The sequence below is a fragment of the Mesorhizobium sp. WSM3868 genome (genome assembly GCF_002294785.1).
GTDB lineage: Bacteria > Pseudomonadota > Alphaproteobacteria > Rhizobiales > Rhizobiaceae > Mesorhizobium.
The window spans coordinates 255,132-268,163 of sequence record NZ_NSGB01000003.1 but is presented as its reverse complement, the minus strand read 5'-3'; the positions used below and the strand labels follow the sequence as shown (position 1 = coordinate 268,163).

The window sequence follows — 13,032 nt, the reverse complement described above, 5'->3', positions numbered from 1 at the left end:
AGAGGAATTGGCCATGAACCGTCGTTTGAATGCTGTCGATCTCTCTGGCCGCGTCGGGGTCGTGACGGGCGGCGCGCAAGGCATCGGCCTTGCGGTCGCCCGACGCCTGCTGTCGTCGGGCGCAAGCGTCGCCATCTGGGACATCGACCAGGCCGCGATGGCGAGCGCTGTGGCCGAGCTTGCTCCCTTGGGCCGGGTCGAAGCCTTGCTTTGCGACCAGTCGCAGATCGAGGCCGTCGACCGCGCCGCCATCGAGACCGAGCAGGCGCTCGGGCCTGTCGATCTCCTTGTCAACAATGCCGGCATTGCCGGGCCAGCCGCGACCGTGGTGGACTATGACCCCGCCGCCTGGCGGCAGATCATCGAAATCGACCTCAACGGCGTCTTTTACTGCTGCCGACGCCTAGTGCCCGGCATGATCGCGCGCAACTACGGCCGCATCGTCAATGTCGCTTCGGTGGCCGGCAAGGAAGGCAATCCCAACGCCGCCGCTTATTCGGCCGCCAAAGCCGGCGTGCTTGCGCTGACCAAGTCGCTCGGCAAGGAACTCGCCGGCCGCGACATCGCCGTCAACGCGCTGACCCCCTCGCCCGCCCGCACCCGCATCCTCGAACAGCTCACCGAGGCCCAGGTGACCTATATGCTCAGCAAGGTGCCGCGCGGTCGATTCGTCGAGGTGGAGGAGGCTGCGGCTATGGTCGCCTTCATGCTGTCGGACGAGAATTCCTTCACCACTGGCGCCACCTTCGATCTGTCCGGCGGGCGCGCGACCTACTGAGCGAGGATCGCGACAGCGCGCCCACGCCGCCATTCCACATGACCCGAGGTGGCGGCCAACCCCGCGACGCGCATCAAAAGGGATTGCAGGCCCATACTGTCGGATTGGTTCCAGCGCGCGATCTCTTACGTCCGCGGAAGGAACGGCCCCAACCGGTGAGCAAGGCATCGGCGGTGAGGGTTCGAGAAAGGCCCCGGGTCGCCGGCGTTGGTGGCTTCGACAAGCGGCGGATCGGGTCGGGCGCGGTCATCAGTCGATCCTGTGCATCAGGTCGTCATCCAGCCAGCGGCCAAAGAAATAGACGAGTTGCTTGTGCCACCACGGCCAGTCGTGACTGACGTCGCCGCCCCAATAGTCGACCCAGGCCGCAATGGATTTCTCGCGCAGCACCTGCTCCAGTTCGCGCGTTTCGACGAGCATTCGTTCTTCCCAGGCGCCCTGCCCGCAGCAGAAGATCAGCCTCAGCGCCCTCAGCCGCCCCAGCAGCTTCTGGTCGACGATGCCCGGCAGATAGTCGAGCGGCGAATTGTAGAAGATGCTGCCCTCCAGCACCCGACCGAAAAAGTCGCGGGTCGAATAGACGCCGGATAGCGAGATCACGCCGCTCGCCAGCTCCGGAAAGCGGAACACGAAATTCGACGAGTGGTAGCCGCCCATCGAGCAGCCGCAGAACAGCGGCTTGAGGGCGCGTCCGCCATTGGCCTTGGCGGCAACCGCCTGCAGCTCCGGCAGCGCCTCCTCGCGCACATAGCGGAAATAGGCTTCGTGGCGGGCGATGCGACTGACGGGATCGCCATGCTTGTCGAAGAAGGATTCCGAATCGATGCCGTCGAGCGTGAACAGCTGGATGCGGCCGGTGTCGACGAATTCTGCGAGTGCTGCGACGCCTCCCGAATCCTCGAACTGGTAAAAACGCCCCTGCGAGGTGGGAAACACCACCACCGGCCGCCCGGCATGGCCGTAGCGCTTGTATTCCATGTCGCGGCCGAGATTGCGGGCATGGGCCTTGTGATAGGAGACGTCCATCGGCTCACGCCTTTTCCGCGTGGATATAGTCGACCGCGTGACGCAGCGCCTTCTGGTCCTTCGAGCGCATCTGGTAGGCGTAGTTCCCCATGGCGCGGCTGAAAACCTCTTCGATGGCCTGATGGCGGACGATCTTGTCGCCGTGGGCGGCTAGCACGTCCTCATGGCTGTGCAAATAGTCGAGGTGCCGCTTGCGGCTGGCATAGGCCGTGAAATACTTGCCCTTGTAGGGCCCGCCGGCCGCGTCCTTCACCACCATGTTGGCCCATTCGGCGTAGACGTCGATGTCGAAAGTGTAGTTGATTGCATCCGTCATCCAGGCGCCTGGCGGCCGCATGTTGACCTCCAGCGCAATGATGCGCTTGTCCCTGGTCTCGAACAGTTCGATGTGGAAGAAGCGCTCGCGTACGTCGAACGCCATGAGGATCTTGCGGCCTGCCTCCTCGACCGCGGGCTTGATCTCGGGGAAGCAGGTGTAGCTCATATGGCGGTCGCGGTTGACCACCTCCATGACGCTCTGGTCGTAGCGGTGGCTCGCCGCCAGCACCACCTCGCCGTCGCGGTTGACCAGCCCGTCGAAGGTCACCACCAGCCCCTCGATGAACTGCTCCATGACGAAGGTCACGCCTTCGGGCTTGTCCTTGAAGAATTGGTCGAGCTCCTTCGCGTTGGAGATCTTGAACGTGTTCGAGGCGCCGGAGCCCGAATCCGGTTTCACCACCACCGGATAGCCGACCCGGCGGATGAAGGTCATAGCGCCGGCGCGATCGGAGCATTTGCGTTGCGGGATTGTCTCGACGCCGCTCTTGCGGAAGAAGGCCCGCATGCGGCTCTTGCGCTTCAAGTTCTTCACGAAGTCGAGCTTGGTGCCGAAGATGTTGAAGTCGGTGCGGATATTGGCCTCGAGCTCCAGCCAGTGCTCGTTCAACGACTCGAAGCGGTCGATGCGGCCCCATTTGTGGATGAAATGGCCCATCGCCCGGAATACGGCATCGTAGTTCTCCATGTCCGCGACCCGATAATATTCCGAAAGCGCCGCCTTGAGCTTGCTGTTCAGCGTCTCATAGGGCGCGTCGCCGATGCCGAGCACGGTAGCGCCGGCCTTCCTCAGCCGGTCGCAGAAATCGGCGCCGTTGGCCGGAAAATGCGGCGAGAAGAACACGAAATTCATGCACGACCTCCCCCTCGGATCAGGTCCTCCGGAAGCGAGTGTGGCGCATTTGCCTGATGCGGGGAAGAGCTGCGCCAAAGCATGTCGACCAAAACTGTGCAGCGGTCTTAGGAAGACGATATGCATGAAACCAAAGACTTAAAGCCGGGCCGGCACTTGCCTCCGGATGCCCGCTCCTGTAAGAGAGCCGGCATGACCACGCGCACCCGCTCCGTCGCTTCTCCTCGCCCCGGCTTTGCCGGCGAGACCGTGCGCGCGCTTGCTTCGACCCTGCTCCTTCTCGGCCTTATTGGCGATCGCCGGGTTCGCTGAAGGAGCGCCCGGCGGTCGAAAACCGCCGCTTTGGGCGCCTGCTCCTTGGCTAGATTGGCAAGTCACATCAAGCAAACGCAACTCTTTGGTAAAGGCGCCGCTCGGCACCGATCCGCCTGAAGGCGGTCCCACGAGCCGCCGGGAGAAACGACGATGAATAGAAGAGAAGCAATCCGCGCCGGCGAGGCCGAAACGGGGGCGCAAGCGCCCGGCCACATGGCCGATGCCGCCCGCAAATATCAGCCCTACCCGACCGTCAACCTCGCCGATCGCACCTGGCCGTCCAAGGTGATCGACAAGGCGCCGATCTGGTGCTCGGTCGACCTGCGCGACGGCAACCAGGCGCTGATCGACCCGATGGGCCATGAGCGCAAGGCGCGCATGTTCGCGCTGCTGCTCGACATGGGCTTCAAGGAGATCGAGATCGGCTTCCCGTCGGCCTCGCAGACCGACTTCGACTTTGCCCGCTGGTGCGTCGAGGAGGGCGGCGTGCCCAAGGACGTGTCGCTGCAGGTTCTGGTGCAGTGCCGGCCCGAGCTGATCACGCGGACCTTCGAGGCGCTCGAGGGCGCCCACCGCCCGATCGTGCATTTCTACAACTCGACCAGCGAGCTGCAGCGCCGCGTCGTCTTCGAAAAGGACGTCGCCGGCATCAAGCGCATCGCCACGGATGCCGCCAAGATGATCACCGACATGGCCGCCAAGGCCGGCGGCGGCTTCCGTTTCGAATATTCGCCGGAGAGCTTCACCGGTACCGAGCTCGAGGTCGCGCTGGAGATCTGCAACGCCGTCACCGAGATCGTGAAACCGACGGCCGACAACAAGCTGATCGTCAACCTGCCGTCGACGGTCGAGATGTCGACGCCCAACGTCTACGCCGACCGCATCGAGTGGATGTGCCGCAATCTCGACAACCGCGACAAGCTGATCATCTCGCTGCATCCGCACAACGACCGCGGCACCGGCATCGCCACCACCGAGCTCGGCCTGATGGCCGGCGCCGACCGCGTCGAGGGCACGCTGTTCGGCAATGGCGAGCGGACCGGCAATGTCGACATCGTGACGCTGGCGCTCAACATGTACACGCAAGGCGTCGATCCCGAGCTGGACTGCTCCGACATCAACCGGATGAAGGACGTCTACGAATATTCGAACCAGCTGAAGATCCCGGAACGCCACCCCTATGTCGGCGAGCTCGTCTACACCGCTTTCTCCGGCTCGCACCAGGATGCCATCAACAAGGGCATGAAGGCGCTGCGCAAAGCCAACACGCCGGTGTGGGAAGTGCCCTACCTGCCGATCGACCCCGCCGATGTCGGCCGCACCTATGAGGCGATCATCCGCATCAACTCGCAGTCGGGCAAGGGCGGCATCGCCTACGTGCTGCAGGCCGACTATGGCCTCAATCTGCCGCGCAACCTGCAGATCGAGTTCAGCCAGGACATCCAGGCGATCACCGACGCCGAAGGCAAGGAAGTGCCGGCCAAGCGCATCCACGAGCGCTTCCTCGAAGCCTATGTCGACCAGCCCGGCGCCAGGCTGAAATTCCTCGACCATCGCACCTATCCGGACACCGCGGTAAAGGGCCGTCGTGTGGTCGAGGCCGAAATCGTCGACAAAGGCAAGGAAGTCACCATCACCGGCACCGGTACCGGCCCGATCGACGGCTTCGTCGATGCGCTTTCGCGCCATATCGGCGTCGACATGTCGGTGCTCGACTATTCCGAACATTCCTTGCAGCGCGGCTCGAACGCCTCGGCCATTTCCTATGTCGAGATGGAATATCCCGGCGGCAAGCTGTTCGGCGCAGGCATAAACACCAACATCGTCGCCGCCTCGCTGGAGGCCGTGGTCTCGGCCGCCAACCGCATCCTGGGCCGCAAGCCCGCCTGATTGTTCGATTGATAAAGCGTGGCGCGTTCATCGGACGTGCCACGCTTCATGGCAGGCGCGAGCCGCGTTCAAATTCGTTAACCGGCCGGTAAATTTCCCGTGGCTTACGCGATCACATAACAGAAGGTTCCTTGTGCGCTGGAGCGCGCGCTATATTATCGCGCCCTAACCTGTGCCGACTCTGAAAGGTCCGACACTTGGAGCCTGCCACGCCTGCCGCCCCCGCAGTGCGCGAGACATTGGAGCGACTGCTTGCCAGCGAAACGTTCGGACGATCCGAGCGGGCCCGCAGGCTGTTACGCTATCTGGTCGAACGCGAGCAGGCAGGCGAAGCCGACCGGCTGAAGGGTGTGTCCATTGCCATGGATGTCTTCGGCAAGGACGGCGATTTCGACGGATCGACCGACGCGGTCGTCAGGGTCCAGGCGGGGCGGCTGCGCGAGCTTTTGGATCAATATTTCGCCAGCGAAGGTATTGGCGAGCCGGTGCGCATCGCCATTCCGCGCGGCGGCTATGTGCCTTCTTACGAGTTGAACGCCATACGGCTCCCAGCCGACGCCAAACCCGCGGATGACCCGATCGCCCGGCCTTCCAAGCATTTCGAGAAGCCCGAGGCCGCCGCCGCACCGGTCGACGCCGTGCCGCTGACGACGACCCCGGCACCGACCGAATCCGCGTCATCGCTGACGCGCCAGTTGCGGTTCTTCTGGGCCGCCATGGTGCTGGTCATCGCCATGCTGGGTATCCTTGTCGTCCGCCAGGGTAACGCCTTTCTTCGTGGTGACGACGCGGCCGCGCCGGTTGAAGTCGAAACGGCAGGCGCGACCAGCAGCGTCGCTTCCCAAACGTTCGACGGCCTGCCTTTGATCTACTTGGCCATCAAAGCCGACGGACCCGAGGCGGCCCGTGTTGCTTCCTCGCTGCGCGCCGGTCTCGCCGGCTTCGATACGATAGACTTCATCGGACGCGACGCCGACTCTAGGCGCAACCGTTCCGCCGATCCGATCAGCTTCGTTTTCGATCTTATCCCCGGGACAGCCGCCGGCGACGTCATGATCGAGCTGCAGAGCGTCGCGACGGGACGGGTTCTCCTGTCACGCAACCTGACACCGGCCGAAAGCGCGCCTGGTGCGGTCGAAAGCAACATCGCCAATCTCCTGACCTCTACCGTCCCCGCTTCGGGCGCTATCTACAGCTATATCGACCAGAGCGATATCCGGACCAGCCAGATCGGATGTCTGGTGCTCGACGACCTCTACTATCTCGACCAGAGCGCCAAGGCGCACGAAGCTGCGTATCGCTGTCTGGAGAAGCTGGTCAGGGAAAGCACCAAATCATCGCTCGTCTACTCGGAACTGGCTTCCCTGCATCTGGAAGCCGTCAACAACCGCTACGCCTATCCGCCCGGCGCAACGGTCGAGCAGGCCATGTCGTTTGCCCACCGCGCCATTCAGATGGCACCGATGAGCCCGCACGCGCATCGCGCCTATGGCTACCTCAACTCGCGCCTCGGCAACACCGACGAAGCGATCCGCTGGATGCGCAAGGCTTATGAGCTCAACCCCTACGATCTCGGCATGGCCGCCGCTTATGGCTATGGCCTGATCTTCGCTGGCAGATACCAGGAAGGGACGCCGATCCTGGGCCATGCCGTCGAGGCCTTCGGCGGTCATCCGACCTGGTGGGACTATGGCCTGTTTGTCGGAGCCTTCATGCAAGGCGACACCCAGAGGGCAGCGATTGCCAGCGAGTCGCTGCGGACCACCGCGTCCAAGTCGCATTATTTGGCGGCACGCCTGATCGGCGCCAAGATCTCAGGCCGCGACAAGCTCGCAAACGAATTGGCGAACGAGCTCACGGCCGAATTCCCGAAATTCGCCGCCAATCCGCGCGCCACTTTTGTTGACAGGAAGTACCCCGCCGATCTCATCGACCGGCTGGTGCAATCCTTGCGCTCTGCGGGCATCGGCAATCCGAGCTGAGCGAACGTGGAGCATTCGCTGACGCGTGCGAGCCTGTTGAATTCGCTCGCCGGATCTGCTCGGCACAGCGGGCGTCGACACTCAACGAGTCTTAGGCCTGCTTACGCGTTCGATTGGGGCGCGCACGGCGAATTCGCGAAGATTTTACTGGCTATCGACCTGCTCAGGGAGCAATTCAGCCACAATCTTGAATTGCCCCTCATACTGCTTCACAGCCAACAATCTCGATGCTTAACTCTCTTCACGTCGCCGAAAGCGGTGCTGGCTCGAAGACGATCGTCTTCCTGCACGGCTTCGGCGCTTGCCATTCGATCTGGCGCGACGTGATTGCGGGATTGACGCCCGATGTGAGGACACTGGCCTACGACCTGCCGGGCCACGGAAACTCCCTGGAGTGCCAGGCGGCAGGAGTCAAGCAGGCCGCTGGGGTTATCCTGACCGATCTGGGCAAGCGCCGCCTGGGCAAAGTTCACGTCGTCGGCCATTCCATGGGCGGCGCGATCGCGACATTGATGGCATCTGCCGATCCCGAAAGGGTGGCCTCGCTGACCTTGCTGGCGCCCGGCGGCTTCGGCCCCGAGATCAACGGTCCGTTGCTGCGGCGCTATGCGGCCGCGGCCGATCGAGATGAGATCCGCGCCTGTCTTGCCGCCATGTCGGGGCCGCAAAGTTCTCCTCCTCAACACGTGGTGGAGGCGCTGTGCGGCATGCGCAAACGGCCGGGCCAGTTGCGGACCCTCGTCGGTGCTGCAGCCGTGATCACCAGGGAAGACCGACAAGGTATCATCCCGAGCGAACGTCTGGAAACCCTGAGCATGCCGGTGATGGTGCTTTGGGGAACGGACGATCCCGTCCTGCCCGTCGCCCAGGCCGAGGACTTGCCGCCGCATTTCCACCTGCACCACGTGCTGGAGGCGGGCCACATGCTGGTCGAGGAGGCGCCTGACCTGATTGCAGAGGCCGTGCGCCGCAACACGCGTCGCCGCAGCAGAATCCAGAGACCGGTGTTCAGCGCAGCCGCAAGCTGAGCCCATCTCGCAGTGCATTTTGCCGGCGACTGTGTTAACTCGCTGTTTACCAACAGCGAGGCAGCGCCATGAAGGATGCAGGCGACAAAATCACCCCGATCGAGCCATCGCGAAAGCTCGCGGACGCGATCCGCGACGTCAAGAACGCCTTCGCCGACCGCGATGATGTGGTGGTCGACATGCGCGAGGCGCACCGCATGCGGCTCGAGTTGCTGGCCGCGGAGCTCGCCCCCGTTTTCGCCGACGTGCCGGCGGATATCGACAATTTCGACTTCGCCGTCTCCTCCGGCCTGCAGCCGCGGCTGTGGGTCGATGCCGTCAGCCATGTCGCCATGGGGCGGGATCGCCGCACCTTCCGCTTCCTTAAGGACACGCGCATCGGCCGCGTGGTGCTGGCCGAATCGACCGACATGAAGCCCGTCGCCGATGCCGTTACGCGATACGTGGCCGAGCGTGTCGTCGAGCGGCAGCGGATGATGGAGGGCGCGGTCGAGAGCGCGGTGACTGGCCTGCATAGAGCCGAGGTCCAGGAAGCCGAGCCGCCCTTGCAGGCTGCAACGCGCCGCAACGGCTGGACGACCTTCTTTGCCGGCCTTGGCTTGATCGCCGCCGGCGCCCTGGTCGGCCTGGCGGTATCGCTGGTGCTGTTCTGGGACCGCATCGCCCAGATGAAGATCAGCTTCTGACGACGGGCTCGCGCACCACCGGCATATCGGCACCGAGCTCGATCACCTGAATGTCCGACGGCGGCAGTGCCGGACCGGTCAGGCCGCGCCGTGTCAGGCGGATGATCCAACCACCTTTTTTTCCGCCGATCTCGAACAGATTGTACTGAGCGGCGGGATGATCGCCGCCCGGCGCCTGACCGGCGGCGGCCACGCCGACCACCGGCACCTTGGCGCCGCGCGGACCGATGGTGAACAGCGAAGGCAAGTGCGAGTGGCCGTGCAGCACAAGCTCGGCGCCATACCGGCGAATGACTTTGTGGAAGCGCGCGATACCGAACAGCCGCTTATGCTGCGAGACCGCGCCGCGCACCGGCGGATGATGGATCATGATGGCGCGAAACAGCCCCTGTCTGGCCGTCGCGTCTAGGATGTTGCCGAGCCGCTCCGCCTGGCCCTCCATGAAGAAGCCGTTGGCCATGAAGGGCGCCGTGGCCCGCGCCGTCGTGACGCCGATCAGAGCGACATCACCGCGAACCCGCAAATAGGGAAAGGAATTGCGGTCGATTGGGCTGTTGATGCCGTCGCCCGTCATCCACGGCGCCCATGACCGGCAGACCTTGTCGAAGGCGCCCGGCACATAGGCATCGTGATTGCCCGGCACCACGGATACGTCGTTCGCAGAGCCCAGCGTCTCCAGCCAATGTTTCGCCATCTCGATCTCGCCATCGAGCGCCAGGTTGACGAGATCGCCGGTGACGGCGAGGTGGTCGGGGGCGTTGGCTTTGATATCGCCGACAATCGTGTCGATCACCGCATCGTGCATATGGCGGCGGCGGTTGCGTTGCCAGTTGACGTAACCCAGCACGCGCTTGGACGCGAGATCGCGATAGGTTACATCGGGCAGCGGCCCCAGATGGACATCGGAAATATGTGCAAGCCTGAGCATAGCCCCTTCTTAAGCGACCCGGTCCGGGCTTTCTACTCAACGTTTCCTGTCCGCTCGCGGTTTCGTGGATGACCGGCGCCGATCCGGAACAGGCGTTCCGCCAGACCGGCTGGGCGGGACTGCGGGCAAGGCTGTTCCATCTCTATTTCCTGCTGCGGCGCCCGATGACGCTTGGCGTGCGCGGCTTGATCTACGACCGCGCATCCAACTCCATCTTCCTCATCCGCCACACCTATGTTCCGGGCTGGCAGTTGCCTGGCGGCGGCGTCGAGGTCGGCGAGACGCTTGTCGAGGCGCTGGCGCGCGAGCTCGCCGAGGAGGGCAACATCGCGTTGACGGCTCCGCCGGTGCTGAGATCGATGCACTTCAACCGTCGCGCCAGCACACGCGACCACGTCGGCCTCTATCTGGTCGAAGCCTTCAACCAGACGGCGCCGAAATCGGCGGACCATGAGATCGCCGAGGCGGCGTTCTTTCCGCTCGACCGATTGCCGGCAGATGCGACGCCGGCGACGCGACGTCGGATTGCCGAAATTTTCGGCGGCGAGCAGGTCTCGCCCTACTGGTAACTCATGCCGCCTTCCTGAACCGGCCGCGATCATGTGGCGCGGCATAGTCGAGTTCAGGTCCCACCGGGATGATCCCCGTCGGATTGATCGATTTGTGGCTGCCGTAGTAATGCGACTTGATGTGATGCAGGCTGACCGTGCCTGACACGCCAGGCACCTGGTAGAGGTCGCGCAGATAGTTCGACAGGTTCGGATAGTCGGCGACCCGGCGCAGATTGCATTTGAAGTGGCCGACATAGACCGGATCGAAGCGCACCAGCGTGGTGAATAGACGCCAGTCAGCTTCGGTGATCCGCTCGCCGACAAGATAGCGCTGCTTTGACAGCCGCTCTTCCAACGTGTCGAGTGCTGCGAAGAGCTCGCCGAACGCTTCCTCATAGGCTTCCTGCGAGGTGGCGAAGCCGGCGCGATAGACGCCGTTGTTGATCGCCGGATAGACCAGCGCATTGATCCTGTCGATCTCGGAACGCAACGCCGGCGGATAGAAGTCCAGGCTCGCATCACCCCATTCGTCGAAGCCGGAATTGAGCATGCGGATGATTTCTGACGACTCGTTGCTGACGATGGTTTCCTGTCTTTTGTCCCACAGCACCGGTACGGACGCGCGGCCCGAATAGCCGCGATCGGCCTTGGCATAGATCTGGTGCAGGAAGTCGAGGCCGTAGAGCGTGTCGCCGGTTGCGCCGTCCTCGGCTGTGAAGGTCCAGCCGTTCTCGCCCATGAAATGGTGCACCACGGAGACGGAGATGATGTCTTCCAGCTTCTTCAAGACGCGGAAGATCAAGGTCCGGTGCGCCCAGGGGCAGGCGAGCGAGACGTAAAGGTGATAGCGCCCGGGCTCCCCCTTGAAACCGCGTTTGCGCCCTTGCGCCGGCGCACCGTCGCGCGTCACCCAGTCGCGCCATTGCGCTTCGGCACGCACGAACCTGCCGCTGCTGTCGGCAACGGTCGAGCGGTCCTGCCATTTGCCTTCAACCAGCAATCCCATGCGAAATCTCCTTGAGGTTCCAACAGACATCTAGGCGCTTACCCGGAATGTCGAAGCCCTCAGGCGCTGAACAGTTCGTCAAACGACGAAAAGAAAGGTGAAAAGGGCCGATTGCAGCCGGGAACATTTGATGCTAGCGGAAGCGCCCATGTTTGACTTTGCCACGATCCGGTTCGACCGACGACGAAAGGACGCCCGCGCTTGATGAAGCGCTGACTGGCGAACGCTGCCGCTTGCAGCAAACCTTTCCTCGCATACCGGAACGCAAAGACCATGAGCCTTGCCGACGTGAAATATCTGCCGGAGACCCCGGCGCACGATCCTGAAATCGAAGCCATCAACGACGAGGCCTTCGGGCCGGGCCGTTTCGTGCTGGCCGCCTATAAGATCCGCGAGGCGGGCGGGCACGACCGCTCGATGTCCTTTGTCGCCGTCAAGGACGAGACGGTGATCGCCTCGGTGCGCATGACGCGCGTGGCGGCAGGCGCCGGACGCGCCATGATGCTTGGCCCGCTTGCCGTCCGGCCCGCCTTCAAGAATCTCGGTATAGGCCGCAGGCTGGTCGCGATCGCGCTCGAAGCCGCCGCGAAGGCCGGCGCGCCGGCCGTCATGCTGGTCGGTGATGAGCCCTACTACGGGCCGCTCGGCTTCAAGCGCTTCCCGCGCGGGCAGATCACCATGCCTCGTCCGGTCGATCTCGACCGGCTGCTCCATCACGAAATCAGGCCTGGCGCAGTGGCCCGGTTCGTCGGTGAGGTCTGTCATGCCGATACGGCGCGAGTTGCCGACCTGGCCCAGGTCGCGGTCCGCGCCTCGGCCAATCCGCAGTCCTCGATCGATCCGGTCATTCAGGTTGCGCCGCAGCAGCGCGCTTCGTAGCATGATCCGAAATTCTGGGAGGACGCCGGCATGACCCCGAACGGCCAGATCGCGATCGTCACTGGCGGTGGCTCCGGCCTTGGCGAAGCGACGGCGCGCGCCCTTGCCACCAAGGGCGCCAAGATAGCGATACTCGATATCGGTATCGATCGCGCGGCCAAGGTTGCCGCCGATATCGGCGGCATCGCGGTTCGATGCGATGTCAGCAGCGCAGACAGTGGCAGCGCGGCGATCGCCGAAGTGGCGGCAAAGCTCGGCGAACCGCGCATCCTGGTCAATTGCGCCGGCATTGCCATTGGAGTGAAGACGGTCGGCAAGGATGGCCCGCACCCGCTGGATCAATACCGCAAGGTGATCGAGATCAACCTGATCGGCACCTTCAACATGATCCGCCTGGTCGCCGACCGGGCGGCGAAACTCGACCCGCTCGCCGGCGGCGAACGCGGCGTCATCGTCAACACGGCGTCGGTCGCCGCCTATGACGGCCAGATCGGCCAGGCTGCCTATTCGGCGTCCAAGGGCGGCGTCGTCGGCATGACATTGCCGGTGGCGCGCGACCTGGCGCGCTCAGGCATTCGCGTCTGCACCATCGCCCCAGGGATCTTCAAGACCCCGATGATGGCCGGCATGCCGCAAGAGGTGCAGGATTCGCTCGGCGCTTCGGTGCCCTTCCCGCCTCGCCTCGGCGAGCCCTCGGAATATGCAGCACTCGCGCTCCACATCATCGAGAACCAGATGCTGAACGGCGAGACCATCCGCCTCGACGGCGCGATCCGAATGGCGCCCAAATAA

At 63.8% G+C, this 13,032-nt stretch carries 12 protein-coding genes; 8 read left to right on the top strand and 4 right to left on the bottom strand.

The features are described from left to right. The first annotated feature begins 25 nt into the window (after nt 1–25). Complete coding sequence (locus tag CK221_RS07460; protein ID WP_066994875.1) at nt 26–778, top strand: SDR family NAD(P)-dependent oxidoreductase; 753 nt, start codon at nt 26–28, stop codon at nt 776–778. A gap of 249 nt (nt 779–1,027) precedes the next feature. Here CK221_RS07460 and CK221_RS07455 read toward each other — a convergent pair whose 3' ends face one another. Continuing rightward, nucleotides 1,028–1,804, bottom strand: coding sequence for an alpha/beta hydrolase-fold protein (locus CK221_RS07455; RefSeq protein ID WP_095777270.1), 777 nt, complete (start codon nt 1,802–1,804; stop codon nt 1,028–1,030). 4 nt (nt 1,805–1,808) lie between these two features. After that, on the bottom strand, nt 1,809–2,975 hold the full coding sequence (locus CK221_RS07450; protein ID WP_095777269.1) for an ATP-grasp domain-containing protein: 1,167 nt from the start codon (nt 2,973–2,975) through the stop codon (nt 1,809–1,811). 528 nt (nt 2,976–3,503) lie between these two features. Between CK221_RS07450 and leuA the strand changes: the two genes are divergently transcribed. The 4 genes from leuA (at nt 3,504) to CK221_RS07425 (ending at nt 8,876) form a co-directional block, all read left to right on the top strand. Next, nucleotides 3,504–5,180 carry a 2-isopropylmalate synthase gene (leuA, locus tag CK221_RS07440; RefSeq protein ID WP_066994872.1) on the top strand — a complete coding sequence of 559 codons (1,677 nt, stop codon included), beginning with the start codon at nt 3,504–3,506 and terminating at the stop codon, nt 5,178–5,180. 197 nt (nt 5,181–5,377) lie between these two features. Next, nucleotides 5,378–7,162 (top strand): tetratricopeptide repeat protein, encoded by a 1,785-nt coding sequence (locus CK221_RS07435; protein ID WP_066994195.1) that lies wholly within the window; start codon nt 5,378–5,380, stop codon nt 7,160–7,162. Between the two features lie 227 nt (nt 7,163–7,389). Further along, nucleotides 7,390–8,190, top strand: coding sequence for an alpha/beta fold hydrolase (locus tag CK221_RS07430; RefSeq protein WP_095777268.1), 801 nt, complete (start codon nt 7,390–7,392; stop codon nt 8,188–8,190). A gap of 68 nt (nt 8,191–8,258) precedes the next feature. Next, nucleotides 8,259–8,876 carry a hypothetical protein gene (locus tag CK221_RS07425; RefSeq protein ID WP_066994190.1) on the top strand — a complete coding sequence of 206 codons (618 nt, stop codon included), beginning with the start codon at nt 8,259–8,261 and terminating at the stop codon, nt 8,874–8,876. Here the strand turns inward: CK221_RS07425 and CK221_RS07420 are convergent. Then, nucleotides 8,866–9,804: a metallophosphoesterase gene (locus tag CK221_RS07420; protein WP_095777267.1), complete on the bottom strand. Its 939-nt coding sequence runs from the start codon at nt 9,802–9,804 to the stop codon at nt 8,866–8,868. The genes CK221_RS07425 and CK221_RS07420 overlap by 11 nt on opposite strands. 68 nt (nt 9,805–9,872) lie before the next feature. Between CK221_RS07420 and CK221_RS07415 the strand changes: the two genes are divergently transcribed. Then, a complete protein-coding gene (locus CK221_RS07415) occupies nt 9,873–10,373 on the top strand; it encodes an NUDIX domain-containing protein (RefSeq protein WP_095777266.1) in 501 nt (166 codons plus the stop codon). 1 nt (nt 10,374) lies between these two features. Here the strand turns inward: CK221_RS07415 and CK221_RS07410 are convergent, their stop codons facing one another. Next, the gene (locus CK221_RS07410; RefSeq protein WP_095777265.1) at nt 10,375–11,361 is read right to left on the bottom strand and encodes a glutathione S-transferase family protein; all 987 of its coding nucleotides are present in this window, start codon (nt 11,359–11,361) and stop codon (nt 10,375–10,377) included. Between the two features lie 273 nt (nt 11,362–11,634). Here CK221_RS07410 and CK221_RS07405 point away from each other — a divergent pair, with 273 nt between their 5' ends. Together CK221_RS07405 and CK221_RS07400 are read left to right on the top strand one after the other, a co-directional pair. Then, entirely contained in the window at nt 11,635–12,240 is a 606-nt protein-coding gene (locus CK221_RS07405) for an N-acetyltransferase (RefSeq protein WP_095777264.1), read from the top strand. A gap of 30 nt (nt 12,241–12,270) precedes the next feature. Beyond that, a complete protein-coding gene (locus tag CK221_RS07400) occupies nt 12,271–13,032 on the top strand; it encodes a 3-hydroxyacyl-CoA dehydrogenase (RefSeq protein WP_095777263.1) in 762 nt (253 codons plus the stop codon).